Annotated in this window: 18 protein-coding genes; 15 read left to right on the plus strand and 3 right to left on the minus strand. The window is 60.8% G+C overall.

Features of this window, described 5'->3' with window-relative positions:
* The first annotated feature begins 2 nt into the window (after positions 1 to 2).
* From GL286_RS10010 to GL286_RS10030, 5 genes are all read left to right on the plus strand, one after another.
* Positions 3 to 773 carry an ABC transporter ATP-binding protein gene (locus GL286_RS10010; protein WP_170295135.1) on the plus strand — a complete coding sequence of 257 codons (771 nt, stop codon included), beginning with the start codon at positions 3 to 5 and terminating at the stop codon, positions 771 to 773.
* A gap of 35 nt (positions 774 to 808) precedes the next feature.
* On the plus strand, positions 809 to 1,996 hold the full coding sequence (locus tag GL286_RS10015; protein ID WP_155095412.1) for a galactarate dehydratase: 1,188 nt from the start codon (positions 809 to 811) through the stop codon (positions 1,994 to 1,996).
* A 336-nt stretch (positions 1,997 to 2,332) separates the two neighbouring features.
* Positions 2,333 to 2,941, plus strand: coding sequence for a TRAP transporter small permease (locus GL286_RS10020; RefSeq protein ID WP_155095413.1), 609 nt, complete (start codon positions 2,333 to 2,335; stop codon positions 2,939 to 2,941).
* On the plus strand, positions 2,941 to 4,203 hold the full coding sequence (locus tag GL286_RS10025; RefSeq protein WP_155095414.1) for a TRAP transporter large permease: 1,263 nt from the start codon (positions 2,941 to 2,943) through the stop codon (positions 4,201 to 4,203). Before GL286_RS10020 ends, GL286_RS10025 begins: the two co-directional genes overlap by 1 nt.
* 27 nt (positions 4,204 to 4,230) lie before the next feature.
* A complete protein-coding gene (locus GL286_RS10030; protein WP_155095415.1) occupies positions 4,231 to 5,223 on the plus strand; it encodes a TRAP transporter substrate-binding protein in 993 nt (330 codons plus the stop codon).
* 96 nt (positions 5,224 to 5,319) lie between these two features.
* Here the strand turns inward: GL286_RS10030 and GL286_RS10035 are convergent, their stop codons facing one another.
* The 3 genes from GL286_RS10035 to GL286_RS10045 all read right to left on the minus strand — a co-directional run bounded on the left by GL286_RS10035 (position 5,320) and on the right by GL286_RS10045 (position 7,697).
* Positions 5,320 to 5,790 carry a DUF411 domain-containing protein gene (locus tag GL286_RS10035; RefSeq protein ID WP_155095416.1) on the minus strand — a complete coding sequence of 157 codons (471 nt, stop codon included), beginning with the start codon at positions 5,788 to 5,790 and terminating at the stop codon, positions 5,320 to 5,322.
* Positions 5,791 to 5,856: 66 nt separating this feature from the next.
* Positions 5,857 to 7,296, minus strand: a complete 1,440-nt coding sequence (locus GL286_RS10040; protein ID WP_155095417.1) for a multicopper oxidase family protein — start codon at positions 7,294 to 7,296, stop codon at positions 5,857 to 5,859.
* A gap of 86 nt (positions 7,297 to 7,382) precedes the next feature.
* Positions 7,383 to 7,697 carry a hypothetical protein gene (locus GL286_RS10045; protein ID WP_155095418.1) on the minus strand — a complete coding sequence of 105 codons (315 nt, stop codon included), beginning with the start codon at positions 7,695 to 7,697 and terminating at the stop codon, positions 7,383 to 7,385.
* Between the two features lie 161 nt (positions 7,698 to 7,858).
* Between GL286_RS10045 and GL286_RS10050 the strand changes: the two genes are divergently transcribed.
* From GL286_RS10050 to GL286_RS10095, 10 genes are all read left to right on the plus strand, one after another.
* Positions 7,859 to 8,413, plus strand: coding sequence for an NADPH-dependent FMN reductase (locus GL286_RS10050; protein WP_155095419.1), 555 nt, complete (start codon positions 7,859 to 7,861; stop codon positions 8,411 to 8,413).
* Between the two features lie 98 nt (positions 8,414 to 8,511).
* Positions 8,512 to 8,853 (plus strand): zinc ribbon domain-containing protein YjdM, encoded by a 342-nt coding sequence (locus tag GL286_RS10055; RefSeq protein WP_155095420.1) that lies wholly within the window; start codon positions 8,512 to 8,514, stop codon positions 8,851 to 8,853.
* A gap of 96 nt (positions 8,854 to 8,949) precedes the next feature.
* The gene (locus GL286_RS10060) at positions 8,950 to 9,444 is read left to right on the plus strand and encodes a DMT family transporter (protein WP_211596258.1); all 495 of its coding nucleotides are present in this window, start codon (positions 8,950 to 8,952) and stop codon (positions 9,442 to 9,444) included.
* Entirely contained in the window at positions 9,444 to 9,863 is a 420-nt protein-coding gene (locus GL286_RS10065; protein ID WP_155095421.1) for a DMT family transporter, read from the plus strand. Before GL286_RS10060 ends, GL286_RS10065 begins: the two co-directional genes overlap by 1 nt.
* Positions 9,864 to 10,200: 337 nt before the next feature.
* Positions 10,201 to 10,860, plus strand: coding sequence for a Crp/Fnr family transcriptional regulator (locus tag GL286_RS10070; protein WP_155095422.1), 660 nt, complete (start codon positions 10,201 to 10,203; stop codon positions 10,858 to 10,860).
* 293 nt (positions 10,861 to 11,153) lie between these two features.
* Positions 11,154 to 12,752 carry an ABC transporter substrate-binding protein gene (locus GL286_RS10075; RefSeq protein WP_155095423.1) on the plus strand — a complete coding sequence of 533 codons (1,599 nt, stop codon included), beginning with the start codon at positions 11,154 to 11,156 and terminating at the stop codon, positions 12,750 to 12,752.
* Between the two features lie 112 nt (positions 12,753 to 12,864).
* Positions 12,865 to 13,818, plus strand: coding sequence for an ABC transporter permease (locus GL286_RS10080; protein ID WP_155095424.1), 954 nt, complete (start codon positions 12,865 to 12,867; stop codon positions 13,816 to 13,818).
* Positions 13,819 to 13,821: 3 nt separating this feature from the next.
* Entirely contained in the window at positions 13,822 to 14,700 is an 879-nt protein-coding gene (locus GL286_RS10085) for an ABC transporter permease (RefSeq protein ID WP_155095425.1), read from the plus strand.
* A 4-nt stretch (positions 14,701 to 14,704) separates the two neighbouring features.
* Positions 14,705 to 15,790: an ABC transporter ATP-binding protein gene (locus tag GL286_RS10090; RefSeq protein WP_155095426.1), complete on the plus strand. Its 1,086-nt coding sequence runs from the start codon at positions 14,705 to 14,707 to the stop codon at positions 15,788 to 15,790.
* Positions 15,787 to 16,764, plus strand: a complete 978-nt coding sequence (locus tag GL286_RS10095; RefSeq protein WP_155095427.1) for an ABC transporter ATP-binding protein — start codon at positions 15,787 to 15,789, stop codon at positions 16,762 to 16,764. Before GL286_RS10090 ends, GL286_RS10095 begins: the two co-directional genes overlap by 4 nt.
* Positions 16,765 to 16,767: the final 3 nt, after the last annotated feature.

Genomic DNA, 16,767 nt, shown 5'->3' on the forward strand with positions numbered 1-16,767 from the left:
TGATGATCAAAGTCTCGGGGCTGAATGTCACCTTCGGTCAGGGCACGAAGGCCAACCATGTCGTCCGAGGTGTCGATTTCGGGATCGGGACCGGCGAATGCTTCGGGTTGGTCGGTGAATCCGGCTGCGGCAAATCCACCATTCTTGGGGCGATTGCCGGTCGCGTGAAGCAATGGTCGGGCGAAATCCGGATCAACGGCGAAGCGGTCCAGCAGTCGCGTCGCGAACTCGCGCAGTTGCGCCAGCAGCAGATCGTGTTTCAGGACCCGTTCGGCTCGCTCCATCCGCGCCATACCATCGGCCGTGTGCTGTCCGAACCGCTGGAGATTCACGGCATCAGTGACCGCGACGTCAGGATCGCCAAGGTTCTGGATCAGGTCGGGCTGCCGCAGCGCTTCCGGTTCCGCTACCCTCACCAGCTATCGGGCGGACAGCGCCAGCGCGTCGCGATTGCCCGCGCGTTGATCCTTGATCCCCAGATCCTGCTGCTGGACGAGCCGACCTCGGCGCTGGACGTCTCGATACAGGCGGAAATCCTGAACCTGCTCAAGGACCTGCGCGAGGAACGCGGCCTGACCTATTTGCTGGTCAGCCACGACATGGCCGTTGTCACCCATCTTTGCGACAGGATCGCGGTGATGCAGAAGGGTAAATTTGTCGAGGTCACGACCCGCGCCGCCATGATCAAGGGCGATCTGAGCCACCCCTATACCCGCCTGCTGCGCGACGGCAGCCTTGGATACCGCCCAGTGTCCAGTACGGCTGCCGAATAACGCTCTCAACCGACCGCACTTCCAAGAGGACCAAGATGAAAATCGACCGCATGCGGGTCTTTGTGACCCGCGACAAGGACCGCCCGCGCGTGATCGTCGCGCTGGATACGGATGACGGGCTGACCGGCTGGGGCGAATGCTACAATCACGGCCCCGATCTGGCCCTGCCACCCTTGCTTGATTATCTTTACGGCTTTCTGGCCGGACAGGATCCGACGCGGGTCGAGTATCTGTACAACCTGATGATCCAGCAATGCCGCTTTCCTCCGGGGGCGCTGGGACTGGCGGCGATCTCGGGTCTTGACCATTGCCTTTGGGAACTAGCAGCCAAAGCGGCAGGCGTGCCGGTCTATAAGCTGCTGGGAGGAGAGGTCCGCGACCGGATCAAGGTCTATGCCGGTGTCTATACGGCGCCCGACGTTCCCGCCGCACGCGATGAACTAGACAGGCTGAACGAGAATTGGGGTTTCAAGGCCTTCAAGCTTAGCCCTTGGCGTCTGGAACCCAACAGCCACCGCTGGGGCGAGGTCGTCCGCGCCTCGGCCGATTATTTCCGCCAATTGCGCGAGACGGTCGATGGCAGTTACGAGATCGCCTTTGACGCCCATGCCAAGATCTTCGAACCGGCCATGGCCCGCCAGCTTGGCAACGCACTTGCACCCTATGATCCGCTGTTCTTCGAAGAACCCCTGCGCCCCGAAAATATCGAGATGTACGGCGATCTCAAGCAGGGCCTGAACTGCACTCTGGCCACCGGCGAGTCGCTTTATCACCGCAACGAATTCCTGCGGCTGCTGCAGGTTCGCGGTGCCGACATCATCCAGCCCGATATCTGCGTCGTCGGCGGGATCTCGGAAATGCGCCGCATCGCCACCCTGGCCGAGGCGCATTTCGTCAGTGTCGCACCGCATAACCCGATGGGGCCGTTGGCGACAGCCGTGAACGTGCATTTCTCGGCGGCGCAGCAGAACTTCAAGATCCTCGAATACCGGCTGCCGGTCGGTCAGGGCTATATCTATGGCGGGACCGACATCGACTCGCGCGAGCTTGAGGCGCGCTATGTCACCGACCCCTACCTGCCGCGCGACGGCTATCTCGAACTGCGTCCGGATCGGCCTGGCTGGGGTGTCGAGATGGACGAAGCCGCGATGCAAGAGGACGGGTATGTCCACTGGGAACGCCGCGTGCCAAAGCGTCCCGACGGCTCATATGCATTTGCATAAGGCAAGCGTAGGACGGCAGCCGCAGATCTGAGCGGCATTGCACCGGACTTTTGAATGACTTCCTGCAGGCGTTGACGGTGTCGCACACCCTCAGCGCCTGTTTTCAATATGTGGCACAGCAGATCCGGCGGGCTCGTCCATCGCCGTTGCACTCTCAACTTTGTACCCTCCGTAAGCGAAAAAGCTTGGCTCAAGGCAGCATCCGTCGATCTGCACCGACGATGCCGCTAAATTCGACAAGGCGCGAACTCATCGCCGCCATCCCCAAAAAATATTTGACAGCCAGATGTCATTACACAAGAAGTATACAACAAGTATTTAATTGGGCGTGGCTTGATGAACGACGACTCTGGCGCACGGCGGAACGGCTGGGCGGCGCTGACCTCTGTTTCGCAAGGTATTCTGGCAATCGAGAAGGTGGTCGCGGGTCTGCTTCTGGCGCTTCTGCTGACGCTGATCCTGCTGAATGTCGGGACACGGATGCTGCGTATGCCGATCTACTGGATCGATGAGGCTTCGGTCCTGACAATGATCTGGCTGGGCTTCATCGGAGCGTCGGTGATGATCCGGCTGCGGATCGACTTTGCCGTGACGCTGGTTCAGGACAATCTGACTGGCAGCGCGGCCCAATCGCTGCGCGCAGTCGTCTCGGGCCTGTCCTTGGCATTCGCGCTGGGGCTTCTGGTCATGTGCTGGATGTGGATGGACCCGTTGGGGATCATCGGCCACGGGTTTGATGCCGAAAGCTTCGCGGCCGAAACCTTCAACTTCCTTTACACCGAGCGCACCCAGACGCTGGAATGGCCGACCTGGCTTGTCAGCATGGTGATCCCGATCTTTGCGGCCACTTTGACCATCCACACCGCAGCCAACCTTGTCGAGGATCTGCGCCTCTGCCCCAAGCGCGAGCAAGAGCAAATGACCACTGCCGAGGAGGCCAACTGATGCTGACATTCGGCGCTTTCACCGCCCTGATGCTTGTCGGACTGCCGATCTCGATCGTGCTTTGTCTGACGGCGGTCTTCTACATCTGGAGCAGCGGCAACACCGTCCTGTTCATGTCATTCCCGACCCAGATGATGGGCGGGCTGGACAGCTATGGCCTGATCGCGATTCCGCTGTTCATCCTGATCGGCGAGGTGATGAATGGCGGCGGCATCACGAAACGCATGATCGACATGGCCATGGCGTTTGTCGGCTCTCTCAAGGGCGGTCTGGCCTATGTGAACTTGCTGGCCAATATGTTCGTGTCATCGATCCTTGGCTCTGCAGCGGCTCAGGTCGCGCTGATGTCGCAAATGGTCGTGCCGGAAATGGTACGGGCGGGCTACGACAAGACTTTTGCCGCCGGCCTGACCGCCTATTCCGGGATGCTGGGGCCGATCATTCCCCCTTCGATCATGTTCGTGGTCTATAGCGTCATGGCGCAGGTGCCCGTCGGCACCATGCTGGCGGCAGGGATCATTCCCGGAGCCATGTTGACCGTGGCATTCTGCGTCGTCATCGCAGGCATGGGATATGTCTACAACTATCCCCGAGGTCCGCGCCTGCCCTGGCGGCAGCGCGTGTTGACCGTGCTGCGCGCCGTCCCGACGCTGGCGATTCCGGTCGTGATTATCGGCTCGATCCTGACCGGTCTGGCCAACCCTACCGAGGCAGCAGCGCTCGGCGTCGTCGTTTCGGTGGCGGTCGGACGGTTCGTGACCGGCGATCTGCGGCTAGGGCAATTGCCGCGGATGTTCGTCAAAGCAGGTGTGCTGTCCGCAGGTATCCTGTTCCTGATTGCAGGAGCGGCGGTGTTCTCGTGGGTGCTGGTTTACGGCATGATCCCGCAGACGGTGGCCGCGTGGATACAGACCGTTGCGCATGATCCGCTGACCTTCATGCTGATGGTAAACGTGATCCTGCTGGTCATCGGCACCGTCATCGACGGCGCTCCGGGCCTGATCATGACCGTCCCGATCCTGCTGCCGATCGCCACCGATGTCTACGGCATCGACCCCGTGCATTTCGGCGTCGTCGCCGTCGTCAATCTGGTGCTGGGCTTTCTGACGCCGCCCGTCGGACTGAACTTCTTCGTCGCCGCAGCGGTGACCGGTGCCAAACCGGGCAAGATGTTTCTGGTGACCATGCCGTTCTTTCTGGTCGCCTGCTCGATCCTGATCCTGCTGTCGATCTTTCCGGTCCTTTCGACCTTCTTCAACTAAACCATCAATCCTACAGGGAGCCTTTCGATGACACCGACCCGCCGTACCTTCCTGAGCGCATCATTGGGCGCAGCCGCCCTTATCGGCGCGCCGACCATCCTGCGCGCGCAGGGCGCCAAAACCTATCGTCTGGGCATCACCACCCCGCCGGGCCATTCGTGGAACGTCTCGGCCGAAGCATTGGCGAAACGCCTGTCCGAGGAAACCGACGGACGTCTGGCAATTCAGGTGTTCCCGTCGAACCAGCTTGGCAACGAAGGCGCGATGCTGCAACAGATGCAATCGGGTGCGTTGGACATGGCATGGATCATGACCGCCGAACTGGGAACCCGCGTCCCCTCGATCGCCGCGATCAATGCGCCGTGGCTTGTGCCCACGACTGCGGGTGTCGCCAAGCTTGTCCGTCACGACGCCGCGCTCAAATTACTGGATGTCCTGCCCGCCAAGACGGGAACCATCGGTCTGGGTTACGGCATCACGACGCTGCGCGTGGTCTTCACCGGAGCCGAGACAAGCGGCATCGAGGACATTCGCGGCATGAAGCTGCGCATCAACACGACCCCTGCTTACCGCGACTTCTACCAGCTTCTGGGCGCAGCGCCGACACCGATCCCGACGCCGCAGGTCTTCGACGCCATGTCCAACGGACAGGTTGACGGACTTGAGGCCGATCTGGACCTGTCTTGGAACCAGCGCTTCGACAAGGTCTCGAAAACAATGTTGCGGCTGAACGCCCTGTTCATGCCCTGCGTGGCACTGGTCTCGGCGCGCAGCTGGCAAACCGTGCCCGAAGCCGACCGAGAACTGATGACCCGCCTGATCCGCGAGGAACTGGATAAACAGGTCGACTCGACCGCCGCGACTGAAACGACGATCCTGAAGAATTTCAGCGAAAGCGGTATCAAAGTGGTCGACGTCAATCTGGACAACACCGCCGATATCATCGCGGAATACGACAAGATCTGGCTGCCCAAGGCTCCCGCGATCTCGGAACTGCGCGAAGTCGGGGCAACCCTGTAAGACGGCGCTACTGCTGAAAATCGAGTACGGCCTCGATCCTGTCGCGGGCCGTACTCAAGGATCACGTCACGCGCGACCGTAGATGGCGCGGCTTATTCATTCCGCGTCGTAGCGGGCGACGACTTCTTGTGTACCGTTGCGCCGGATCAGGACCACGTCATAAGCCTCGCGATCCGTTTCCGGCCCCATACCGGGCGACCCATAGGGCATGCCGCCGACCGCGAGCCCGATGGCATCGGGCCGCTCGGCAAGCAGACGCAGGATATCCACCGCAGGAACATGGCCTTCGATCAGATAGCCATCGACCCGAGCCGTGTGACAGGAAGTCAATGTCTCGGGGATGCCGCCGTCGCGCTTGATAAGGGCCAGCCGCTCGGGATCGGCAGCCTCGACGGTGATTTCGAAGCCCTTGGTCCGCATAAGATCGACCCATTCCGAGCAGCAGCCGCAATTCGGGTCTTTCAGGACATGTATCCGACGGGTCATCGCATGTGCGGGCCCGCCGACTGCCGGTACAGCCAGCAGCGCAACTGCGCCCAGAACAAGAGCGCGGCGGGTGGGGTTCATGGCATTCATTTTGGAGCCTTTCGTTTGGGGATCGGGCCAGCGGACTGTCTCCGCCAGCCATTCAGGTCAGGAGATGGCGAATTCCGTCATCATTCCGGTCTGCAAATGGGGCATATGATGGCAATGCAGCATCCAGCGCGCAGCCTCGCCCGCGTCCAACGCGACGGTCACCTTGGCCATTGGAGGTACATGCACGGTGTCGCGCCGCGCCCCCCTGATCCGACTGCCGTTCACCGCAACCACTTGAAACACATGGCCATGCAGGTGCATGGGATGGGCCATCATGGACATGTTGTGAAAGGTGATCTCGACCCGTTCGCCGGTTCGTGTCTCGACCGGAACATGCTCGCCCCAGATCCGTTCATCAATGGTCCAGCGATAGGGTCGCATCGAACCGCCCAACATCAGCGTCACGCCACGATCCACCGCACGCTCGGCCAATGGTTCCAGCCCGACCAGCCGCGTTTCCTGCGCAAGGTCGATGTCGAATGCCGGAGCGGCCGTTGACGACAGGACCGGAACGCGCGGGATCACCGCCCCTTTCGCGGCAAGGACCAGCCCTGTCCGTTCGCGGGCCCCCTCACGCAGCGCAAGGATCGGCCAAGCCCCGGCCTGCGAGGGCAAATCAAGCTCAAGGTCCAGCCGTTGGCCCATGCTGATGCCGAAACGATGGCCGCTTGTCGCGCGAACAGGGTGTCCGTCAACCGCGACCAAGCGCGCAGGAACCGCGCCGCTGTCGATCCAGAACACCGTTGCCGAGGCCGCGTTGATGATGCGCAGCAATACCCGCCCGCCGCGTTCGACCTGAACGACGTCGGGATCATCTAGCGTCCGGTCATTCGCCAGATAGGCATCCCAGTCATGATCGTTCAGGTCCATGGCCATCTTGGGCATCTCGCCGTGACCAGCGGGATTCTGGTGCATCAACGGCACGTCCGGCGCGCCATGTGCAGAATGGTCCATGCCGCCGTGACCGCCTGCAATTTCCGCCATGACCTCTTCTGGGGCATTGAAGGCAAAATCCTGCAGGAACATCACGACCTCCTGACGGTCGGCCGACGCATCCTGAGGGCGGCGCACGATCAGCGGTGCGGCCAGCAAACGCATTTCCTGCATGGGAATATGGGCGTGCATCCAATGCGTACCGGCCTGCGGCGCAAAGTCGTAGGCGCGACTTTCGCCAAGGCGCAGCATTCGCATGGGCAGGTCCGGAACGCCGTCCTGTTCGTTGGGCGGGATCTGGCCATGCCAATGGATCAGCGTCGGCTCGTCCAGCGCATTGGTCAGGTCAACCCGAAACCGTTGGCCCGGATCAAGGACCAAACCCTGCCCCGTTGGGCCGGTCAGGCCCAGATCCGTCGCCGCGCGACCACGGATATCCAGAACCCGTGTTTCGGCTTTCAAGGATAACGCGGGGATCTTGGCCGCGCCCGCACGCGAAAATTGCGCCACCGCCGCAACGGCAACACCGGCGGCCAGAAAGCCGCGACGAGAGAGAATAGTCATTTTTGTCTCCGCAGGAGCCATCGTGGCCCCTTGTCCGAATTGGGTTCAAACGCCGTCGCTATGCGTTACCGGCGCGCACTTTCGGGTCAGACGAAGATAGGGGGGCGGTCCTTGCGCGGCGGAGCAATCCCCTCGCGCCGCAGGTCTCGCGGCAAGGCATGACGGTGCGATTTCAGCACCATTCTGCGTCCGGTTTGCGCAACGGTCCCGTCAGACATCAACCCCGAGCATATCCAGACACATGCTGCCTCGGCGGCACAGGCACCGTTTTCGCAACCGGAAACAGGCGAGGCATGGTCCTCGACCGCATGTGCTCTGGCATGGGTTGATGCCATATCTCCAGCCTGCCCCGCCGCCATATAGGGCGCGATGCTGAGCGACATGATTGCAAAAAGAACCATCAGGAACCGGATCATCCCTCAAGGCTAATCAGACCCGCGAAAGTTGTCCATGCAGCAACGCAGACGTGATCCGACCGGATGCCAACTGCCGCCGCAGGGGGACTGGACTTCGCCCCCGACACGTTCCATCGTCGCCCGCAGAACAGCGCAAGGAACTCAAGTTGACCACCATATTGGGCCTGTCCGGTAGCCTGCGCCGGGGATCGTTCAACGCGGGATTGCTGCGCGCCGCAGCCTTGACCGCACCCGAGGGCAGCCGGATCGAGATCGGCACGATCCGCGAGGTGCCATTATATGACAGCGATCTGGAAGCCGAACAGGGGCTGCCCGCCGCCGTCGTGGCCCTGCAACAAAGCCTGAAGGCCGCCGATGGGCTGTTGCTGGTCACCCCCGAATATAACAACGGCATCCCCGGCGTGTTCAAAAATGCCATCGACTGGATGTCGCGCGGCGAGGGCCTGAAGCATTTCGTCGGTAAACCCGTGGCGGTGATCGGCGCCTCGCCCGGCGGATTTGGTACGATCATGGCACAGAACCATTGGCTACCGGTTCTGCGGACCCTGCGTTGCGCTGTCTGGGCCGAGGATCGGCTGCTGGTCTCACGCGCGAGCGGTTTGTTCGACAGCGAGGGCGAGTTGACCGACGAGAAATCCCGAGCCGCGCTTTCCGGATTCATCGCTGGCTTTGTCCGCAGCACCAGCGAAAAACCCGACTGATCGCCAGCGCCGGTCGCCTTGGGCGGCGGCCTAAGGCCCGCGGGCTGTTTCGCTTGCGGTCTGGCCAGAACCGCCCCACTGTCTTATAGGCTTGCTGCATGACCGAAACGTTGCCGCCATGCCCCGAATGTTCGTCCGCCTATGCCTATCAGGTAGATGCCCTGCTGATCTGCCCCGAATGTGGCCATGAATGGTCGCCCGAGACCGTTAGTGAGGCCGCATCGGAAGTGCGTGACAGCGTGGGCAACCTGCTGCAGGACGGCGACACGGTCACGGTGATCAAAGACCTGAAGGTGAAGGGGTCGTCGCTGGTCGTGAAAGTCGGCACGAAGGTGCGCGGCATCAGACTGGTTTCGGGCGATCACGACATCGACTGCAAGATTTCCGGTATCGGCCAGATGGGGCTGAAGTCTCAGTTCGTGAAGAAGGTTCCGGATTAAAGCGGTAAGCGGGAATTGTCGGGCTTCACACATTCGGGCGTCTGACACCGGCAACTCGGCCATAGTCCGGACGCTAACCGCCGCTAGGAGGCAGACTTGCCCGACACAAGTTCCCGCATCGCCCGTCCTCGCTTGATCGAGATCATTGCCGCGCTGGCCACGGGCGGCCTTCTGACGCTGATGGTGCTCTCCAATAGCATGATGGCGGCTCACACGACGCCACTGTTTTCGTCTTTGACGGCGCATGGGGTCGGGTCGGTTGTCGCGGGCATCGCGCTTTGGGGCGTCTGGCTCTTGCGGCGTGGTCAAGCGGAACCCATAGCGAAGCGGCACATCCCGCTTTGGGCCTATCTGGGCGGCATTTCCGGCGCGCTGACAGTGATCATCACCTCATCAACGGCAAACTCGGCTTTGGCACTGACCGGCACACTGGCTCTGGGCTTGGCGGGGCAAGTGGTCCTTGCCTTGATCTTTGACGTTTTTGGTGCCATGGGGATCGAACGGCGATTGCCCCGTAAAAATGACCTGATCGCCTTGGCCGCCATCATCGCCGGAACGATCCTGATCATCTTCGCCCGAGGCGCGAGCTAATGGCGCTGATCATTCTTCTGGCATTCGGCGCGGGCATGCTGATTACCCTGTCGCGCCAGATCAACGGTCGCCTGGCGATCGAGACCTCGGCGCTGCAATCCTCATTCTGGAACCACCTCGTCGGCTTCGCCGCCTTGGCTATTGTCACCATGGTCGCGGGCAGCTTCTGGCCCGAGGGCGCTGGCGGTGCCCCTTGGTTCGCTTGGATCGGTGGCATCATGGGCGTGGCATTCGTCGGCCTTGGCAGTTGGCTGATCCCCCGTCTCGGCGCAGCAATGACCGGAGCCTTGCTGGTCGCGGGCCAGATGCTGACAGGCGTCGTCTTGGACCTTGCCCGAGGTCAAAACACGATCATCTGGATGCAGATCGGCGGCGTCATCCTGATCCTTCTTGGCGTATTCATCAGCCGCAAGAAATGAACCCCGAACAAAATCTTAAGTCGCGACCTGCCCTTTCAGGCAGATATTGCCGCTTTCCAGTGCAAACCGTCGGCAAGGTGACACTTCTCTACCCACTTAGAAGTTATAGCTGCGGTCAGTACCCGAGCATATGAAAAGACCGGCTCGGTTAACCTTGTATCGAGTATTCTTGTTTGTTTCGTCTTTTCATGTGGCGGGGTGACTTGCGTCGCCCCGCTTTGCACCCAATAATCAAGATAACATACCGCCCTTCAAGACCTCTGGAATTACGGCTTGCCATTATGTCTCGAGCAGTTCGTCGAAACCGCCCTGACGCTTTTCTCAAAGAGCAGACGTAATGGACCTGCCGTATACTGACGGGCATCTGATCGATGCCGAGTTGCTGAACGGCCTAACCGACGCACAGAAGCGGGCATTCCTGTCCGATTGCCAGATCCGTGAATTTCCGTCTCCCAAGGATATACTTCTGCAAGGCGAGACGACCGACCTTTTCTATCTGGTGGATCGCGGGCAGGTCGAAGTCACCTATATCGACAACCACGGCAATTCGATAATCGTTCATCTCGCCGGCCCGGGCGAAATATTGGGCGAAATTGAAGCCTTGTCGCACCGACCCTGCGCCGCGACATGTCGGGCACTGGCAAATTCAAGCCTTCTTGTCTGCAATACGGCCGCTGTTCTCAAGCATGTCCCGCCGCAGCAGTTGATCATCAACCTTGCAGGATTGCTGCATGATCGATTGGCGCGCGACAATCGCCAGCGCTCGGTCGATAACTATCTGACGGCTGACCAGCGGATCGACCATTACCTGCATCAATTCTCTTCGGAATTGCAGCCCGAACTGTTTATCAGCCAAGCCTATCTCGCCACGCTTGCCGGTTGCACACGCCAGACGGTGAACCGCCGCATCGGCAATTTGCGCCAACAGGGAATCGTCGAGATCAGCAGAGGCAGGATCCGCGTGTTGAAACGCGACGCCCTACAAGGAAATCCCTGATCCGCCGGGCGACACTGTAATCGCAGCCGACATAAAGCCGCTTATACCGAAGGGATAGCCGCCAAAGCGGAATGTCGCGACACACGATCCCTATTCTGCACGGGAAGGTTCCGAATCGTCGCGGCCCACGCTTAGCGCTTTCTGTCAGCGATTGGCAGAAAACTCCGGCACAACCATTTGAAACTGCAAATAATCAAGGCAATTCGATTCCGGCCATCCAGGACCAACGACGCATTCTGTGGCTGCCCCTGCTCTCTGACCAAACTGGAGAAAACGGGAAAGGACAGGGAAGCATGTTTATCAGAATTGCCCGACATCTTGCCTTTGCAGGCATGCTGTCGCTTTCGGCGGGGATTGCACAGGCCCAAGGCACGCTGCGGATTGGCATGACCGCGTCGGACATTCCGCTGACGACCGGCCAACCCGATCAGGGCGGCGAAGGCCTGCGTTTCATCGGCTATACGGTCTATGATGCGCTGATCAACTGGGATCTTTCCGCCGTCGACCATGCTGCCGGTCTTGTCCCGGGACTGGCGACCGAATGGTCGGTAGATGAAGCCGACAAAACCAAGTGGATTTTCAAGATCCGCGAGGGGGTGAAGTTCCACGATGGATCGACGCTCAAGGCTCAGGATATCGTCTGGAATTTCGACAAGCTTCTGAACGACAAAGCGCCGCAATACGATCCACGCCAGTCGGCACAGGGAAAATCCCGCATTCCCGCCGTCGCCAGCTACCGCGCCATCGACGACCAGACGCTTGAGATCATCACCAAGTCTCCGGATGCCACATTGCCGTACCAATTGGCCTGGATCATGGTGTCCTCGCCCGCGAACTGGGAGGCGCAGGGCAAAAGCTGGGAAGCCGTCGCAGCCAACCCCTCGGGGACCGGTCCATGGAAAATGACCGCCTTTGTCCCACGCGAAAAGGCCGAGATGGTCCCTAATACCGAATACTGGGACCAACCACGAGTACCCAAGCTGGACAAACTGGTCCTGATCCCACTGGCCGAACCGAATGCCCGCGCCAATGCCTTGCTGTCGGGACAGGTCGACTGGATCGAGGCCCCCGCCCCCGACATGGTTCCGATGATGCAGGGTCAGGGCTTCAACATCACGCAGAACGAATATCCGCATAACTGGACGTGGCACCTGTCTCGGTTGGAAGGTTCGCCATGGAACGATGAACGTATCCGCAAGGCCGCAAACCTTGCGGTTGATCGCGAGGGCCTTAGCGTTTTGCTGGGGGGGCTGATGGTTCCCGCCAAAGGCTTCATGCCTCCGTCCTCGCCTTGGTTCGGCAAGCCGACATTCGAGGTGAAATACGACCCCGAAGCCGCCGCCGCCCTGCTGAAAGAGGCGGGCTACGGGCCGGACAACCGGCTGAAGGTCAAGGCGCTGATTTCGCCTTCGGGCTCGGGCCAGATGCTGCCCTTGCCCATGAACGAATATATCCAGCAGAACCTTGCGGCCATCGGCATCGACGTCGAGTTCATGGTCGTCGAGTGGAACCAGATGATCAACCTGTGGCGCGCGGGTGCTGCCGATCCTTCGGTCGAAGGCTCGCAATCGATCAACTTCACCTATTCGATTCAGGATCCTTTCGTCGGATTCATCCGCCATGTCCAATGCGATCTGGTTTCGCCGAACGGCACCAACTGGGGACATTATTGCGATCAGGAAATGGAGGGGCTTTTCAAGGACATTCGCAATACCTTCGACCCCGAAGCACAAACGGCAGTGATGCAGAAGGTGCATGAGAAGTTCGTCAACGAGGCGCTGTTCCTGATGGTCGCCCATGACGTCGCGCCGCGCGCCCTTAGCCCCAAGGTCAAGGGCTACAATCAGGCGCAAAGCTGGAACCAGGACTTCTCTCCGATCACCATCGAGTAATGGTCCTCCGGCGGGGCAGCCGGTTTGCCCCGCCATCCGGAATGCGATTGCGGAGGCCCGCTTCGCCTCATCCCGCCGCGCGCGACTGCGCCAAGCCAGACGGACCGAGCCTATGTTCGCCTATGTCATTCGACGATTACTTCTCGTGCTGCCCGTGGCATTCGGTGTCAGCATCATCTGCTTCCTGCTGGTCCATATCGCCCCCGGAGACCCGTTGACCGCCATCATGGCAGTCGACGCCACCGCCGAGGAGCAAGCCGCAATGCGTGCGGCTTACGGGCTGGACCGTCCATTGCCGGTCCAGTTCCTGTTCTGGCTCGGCAACCTGTTTCAGGGCGATCTGGGCAATTCGATCGCCACGGGCCGTCCAGTCGCCGGAGAAGTCTGGCGGGCCGTCCAGAATTCGCTGCTTCTGGCTGTTACAGCATCCCTGATCGCCTTTCCCATCGGTCTGCTTCTGGGGTTTCTGGCGGGGTATTTCCGTGACAGCTGGTTGGACAAGCTGGTCACCTCGATCGCCATCGCCGGAGTCAGCGTACCGAATTACTGGCTCGGCATGGTCCTGGTCATCATCTTCGCGGTGAAGCTTGCATGGTTACCGGCAATGGGCGCAGGTCCGGCTGGCAGCGATGGATGGACCTTTGACTGGCTGCATATCCGCCACCTGATCCTGCCCGCGATTACACTGGCGGTCGTCCCGATCGGCATCGTCGCGCGTACAGTACGGGCGCTGGTGGGCGATATATTCCACATGGATTTCGTCATGGCCCTTTACGCCAAGGGCATGTCGAATTTCGACGTTCTGATCCACGTCATCCGCAATGCCGCAGCTACAGCGCTTTCCGTCATCGGTTTGCAGATGGGGGCATTGCTGGGCGGCTCGATCCTGATCGAAACCGTGTTCAACTGGCCCGGCTCGGGAATGCTGCTGTCGAATGCGATCTTCCAGCGTGACCTGCCGCTGCTGCAGGGCACGATCCTTGTTCTAGCGATGTTCTTCGTCACCGCGAACCTTGTGGTCGACATCCTGCAAGCGGCAATCGATCCCCGCATCAAAAGGAGCTAGCCCATGGCCGTCGCCGAAATCGAGCTGGCACGGACCCCGAAACGTCGCGGCTATTGGGCAGGCGTGCTGCATCGGGTCTCGGGTGATCCTGTTGCCATGGTTTGCTTCGTCGTCCTGATGGCGCTGATCCTGTCAGCGATCTTCGCCTCGTGGCTGCCGCTGCAAGACCCCTACAAGGCCTCGATGATCGCGCGGCTGAAGCCCATCGGGACCGAGGGGCATCTTCTGGGCACCGATGAGCAAGGGCGGGACATGCTGGCGCGGCTGATCTACGGGGGGCGGTTGACGCTGCTGATCGGATTGATGCCGGTCGTGGTCGCCTTTTTCATCGGCTCGGCACTGGGGATCGTCGCCGGTTATGCGGGCGGGCGGACGAACACCATCATCATGCGCACCGTGGATGTGTTCTTTGCCTTCCCCTCGGTTCTGCTCGCCATCGCGATTTCGGGGGCGCTTGGTGCGGGAATCGTGAACAGCCTCGTCTCGCTCAGCATCGTTTTCATTCCACCGATCACCCGAGTCGCCGAAAGCGTTACTTCGGGGGTCCGATCGGCGGATTATATCGAGGCGGCCCGGGCAAGCGGCGGCAATGCACTGACGGTAATGCGGGTGCATGTCATCGGAAACGTATTGGGACCGATCTTCGTCTATGCCTCGTCGCTGACATCTGTCTGCATGATCCTTGCCGCTGGCCTGTCCTTTCTGGGCGTGGGCGTGAAACCACCCGAGCCGGAATGGGGCCTAATGCTGAACACGCTGCGTTCGGCCATCTACATGAACCCTTGGGTCGCGGCTCTGCCGGGGCTGATGATCTTTATCACATCGCTTTGCCTGAACCTTCTGAGTGACGGGCTACGCAGCGCGATGAATGTCAAGGATTGACGCCATGAGCCAGCATACCGCTCCGGACCAAACCGAAACCTTGCCCGACACCCTGCCCGATATTGGCGGACCCGCCCAACCTCTGGTGGTCTGCCGAGATCTGAAAAAACACTTCCCGATCCATGGCGGGATATTGGGCCGTCAGGTCGCGACCGTGCATGCTGTGGACGGTGTCTCGTTCGAGGTCCGCAAGGGCGAGACATTGGGCGTCGTCGGCGAATCCGGTTGCGGCAAATCCACCACCGCCCGTCTGCTGATCGGCCTGATCGCGCCCGACGAGGGTAAGATCATCTTTGACGGTCAGCAATTGGGCGAGGAAATGTCGCTGCGCGAGTTACGGCGCGGCATCCAGATGGTGTTTCAGGACAGCTATGCCTCGCTGAACCCGCGGCTGACGGTCGAGGACTCCATCGCCTTCGGTCCGCGCATCAACGGTCTGGATGACCCGCGCGGCCGTGCCCGAGAGATGATGAACCGCGTTGGTCTGGAGCCGGCCCGCTTCGCCGGACGCTATCCGCACGAGATGTCGGGCGGGCAGCGTCAGCGCGTCAACATCGCCCGCGCACTGGCCATGTCTCCGCGTCTGGTGGTGCTGGACGAAGCGGTCTCGGCGCTCGACAAATCGGTCGAGGCGCAGGTGCTGAACCTGCTGAACGACCTGCGCCGTGATCTGGGTCTGACCTATGTCTTCATCAGCCATGACCTGAACGTGGTGCGCTATATCTCGGATCGGGTGCTGGTGATGTATCTGGGCGAGGTGGTCGAGGTCGGTCCGGTTGACGAGGTTTACGCCGCGCAGGCCCATCCCTACACCGCCTCGCTTTTCGCGGCGATGCCCTCGATGGATCCCGACCACCGGACCACCGTGCCGCCGCTATCAGGAGACCCGCCGAACCCGATCGACCCGCCGACAGGATGCCGCTTCCACACGCGCTGCCGCTATGCCGAGGACGTCTGCGCATCGGCCAAACCGTTGCTGCGGCCATTCGGCGACAGTACCGAACATTGCGCCGCCTGCCACATCCACGATCCGGAATCCGGACACAGTCTTGCCGGATCAGGCTTTCTACCCAAAGGAACGCCGCAATGACCGCGCTTCTGGAATTCGACCGACTGAATGTCACGTTCAAAGGCGAAAGAACAGTTTACGCCATAAACGACCTGAGCCTGAAGCTTGAGCAAGGCGAGATGCTGGTCCTGCTGGGCGAATCCGGCTCTGGAAAATCGGTGACACTCAAGACCTTGCTGCGGCTTCTACCACCCGCGCGGACGCAGATCTCTGGCGGGATCAAGGTCAATGGCACAGATATAATGACGCTGTCGGGCCGTTCCCTGCAAGACTATCGCGGCGGCGACGTGTCGATGGTGTTTCAGGAACCCGCCTTGGCACTTGATCCAGTCTATCGCATCGGCGACCAGATCTCGGAGGCGGTGCGGCGCAAAAAGCGGGTCTCGCGCGAGGAAGCGCGAAACGTCGCGCTGGATATGCTGCGTCGGGTACGCATCCCCTCGCCCGAGCGGCGAATGATGAACTTTCCGCATGAGCTTTCCGGCGGGATGCGCCAGCGGGTGATGATTGCACTGGCGCTGGCCTGTCGTCCGCGCCTGTTGTTGGCGGACGAACCGACGACCGCATTGGATGCGACAGTGCAAATCCAGATCCTGTTGCTGCTGCGCGAGTTGCAGAAGGAATTCGGCATGGGAGTCATCTTCGTCACCCATGATATCGGCGTCGCAGTCGAGATCTCGGACCGGATTGCCGTGATGTATGCGGGCCAGATCATCGAAGAAGGCAGCACGCATGAGGTGATCAACGACGCCCATCACCCCTATACACGTGGCCTTCTGGCCGCCAATCTGCATGACGTCGAGCGTGGCGAACGGCTGGAGGCGATCCCCGGTGTGCCGCCCTCGCTAGAGGAAAAACCCAAGGCCTGCTCCTTCGCGCCGCGCTGTCCGAATGCGATGCCTGAATGTCGGGACAAGCTTCCTCCGGTCATCGAGATCGGGGCAAGACGTCGGGTTGCCTGCTTTCTGGCGCAACAAGCCGTGGCGGCCGAATAACTG

The organism is Paracoccus aestuariivivens (genome assembly GCF_009711225.1).
GTDB classification, from domain to species: Bacteria; Pseudomonadota; Alphaproteobacteria; order Rhodobacterales; family Rhodobacteraceae; genus Paracoccus; species Paracoccus aestuariivivens.